3 protein-coding genes are annotated in these 1,734 nt (G+C 42.4%); all 3 read right to left on the bottom strand.

Going from position 1 to position 1,734, the window contains the following annotated elements; translation table 11 throughout:
* The coding region (locus E2K52_RS14315) for a RepB family plasmid replication initiator protein (RefSeq protein ID WP_413772996.1) at positions 1 to 157 on the bottom strand (157 nt) is incomplete at its 3' end.
* Positions 158 to 351: 194 nt separating this feature from the next.
* Positions 352 to 1,194, bottom strand: a complete 843-nt coding sequence (locus E2K52_RS14310; protein ID WP_151205669.1) for a metal-dependent hydrolase — start codon at positions 1,192 to 1,194, stop codon at positions 352 to 354.
* Between the two features lie 254 nt (positions 1,195 to 1,448).
* The coding region (locus tag E2K52_RS14305) for an FAD-dependent oxidoreductase (RefSeq protein WP_161981145.1) at positions 1,449 to 1,734 on the bottom strand (286 nt) is incomplete at its 5' end.

Below are 1,734 nucleotides of genomic sequence, written 5' to 3'. Positions count from 1 at the left end.
TAATAGGAGTTTTTCCTGTACTTCTCCATTGAATCAATAATTCATAGAGTCTGCTTGAATACACACTTTTCAAGTTGGCTGTTTGGCTTAAAAGATATTGAGTAAAGAATTCTTTTACTCCATTGATGTACCCGCCAGCATCAAGACGATAAACGATTGTTTTATGAGACGCATGATGTTTTATCCTCAATTCTTTATTTATCTTTAGATAATTAATTTGATTTTAAACATCTTTTTCTAAAGTTTTGTTACTTTTTATAATTTTTATAGGAGCTGAGGTCTTTTTGCTGACTGGAGACTGCCATCACCCGCACCACTTGATTTGTAGGAAAATTCTCCTTTTAAACAGTTTTACTGGAAGTTTTCTGCCAGATACTCTTTCCAGTAATCCAGTTGCTGACTGTAATCGATACCAGAAGGATGAAAATCCTTTCGATAATAGGCCAGGTATTCAGGCGCAAGCTGAATCACCATTTTCAGCAGTAAATACAGGCCAAATAGATTCCCGCCCACTTTATACACACTGTTTTTCTTGTCCTGCAAAAATAAACGGCTGGCTGAATAAAAAGTCAGACTGGCAAAGCCGGTGGTGACACTGCGCATCATCTGACGGCGTACCCGATCATCTGCATAAACATGCTGATAAACATCAAAAGCAACTGCGCGATGTTCAATCTCCTCAATTGCATGCCAGACCCAGAGTTTTAACGCATCTTCATCTAAGGTACTTAGAACCTCAGGATGGCGCAAAATATAGCCGCCCAACAAGGCAGTAAAATGTTCAAAAGCACAGGTAATCGCCAGCTGATATTTGGGAGGCAGACTTTTTACATAATGGTTCTTGCGGGCCAGCCAAGCCTGAAAGCGATCCAGATTATAGTCATCACGGCGCCAAGCTGCATTAAATTCGCTATGTGCTTTGGAATGCATCGCTTCTTGACCAATAAATGCTGCAATTTGAGCCTGTAGTTTTTCATCCTTCACCTGATCACGCACATTGCGCACGCTATGCACAAAGAATTGCTCGCCTAACGGGAAGGTCGAAGATAAAGCAGTCAACAAATGTGACATGACTGGAGAATTGGCAAAGTAATATCTGGAGATAGCGCCCGGATTAAATTGCAGTCTGCGTACTGTAATACCAATCGCCTGAAGACGATGCTGATAGGCTTTAGGGGTTGCCACTTGAGTCATGTTATTGTTCCTGTCCTGGTCAAGTATTGAACAGTATGTGAACAGCCGCCCTATTTCCCTATGGCGAAAATGCTAAGTTGACTAGCAAAAAGGCCCAAAAGAGCAGTTTTAAAATATTTTTATTTTGTTTTAAACCGGGTTTACCACTGTACATTTTTTCTAACAAAGAATATTTACAGGTGTAACTGTTTCAATTACCAAGAAAACCTGCCCAAGCAGGTTTTCTTTCATAAGCTTCATCACTTTAAACTGGATTAAACTTCCAGATAATCCAGAATTCCTTCCGCAGCCTGACGCCCCTCCCAAATGGCCGTGACCACCAAGTCGGAACCCCTCACCATATCCCCACCGGCAAAGATTTTTGGATTTGAGGTCTGGAATTTGTATGGCTGATGTTCAGCAGCAAGTACACGACCTGAACCATCCAGCCGGATGTCTACCTCACCAAACCAGTCTGCCGGGCTGGCACGGAAACCAAAGGCCAGCAAGACAGCATCAGCAGGTAAAACTTCTTCTGAGCCCGGGACCGGTTCAGGGCTA

Source organism: Acinetobacter sp. RF14B (assembly GCF_006864105.1).
Classification (GTDB): domain Bacteria; phylum Pseudomonadota; class Gammaproteobacteria; order Pseudomonadales; family Moraxellaceae; genus Acinetobacter; species Acinetobacter lwoffii_C.
This window is presented reverse-complemented; position numbering and strand designations above follow the sequence as displayed.

Excerpts from the sequence above, each read along its gene's own strand:
- E2K52_RS14310 (WP_151205669.1), bottom strand. The coding sequence starts at position 1,194 with ATGACTCAAGTGGCAACCCCTAAAGCCTATCAGCATCGTCTTCAGGCG.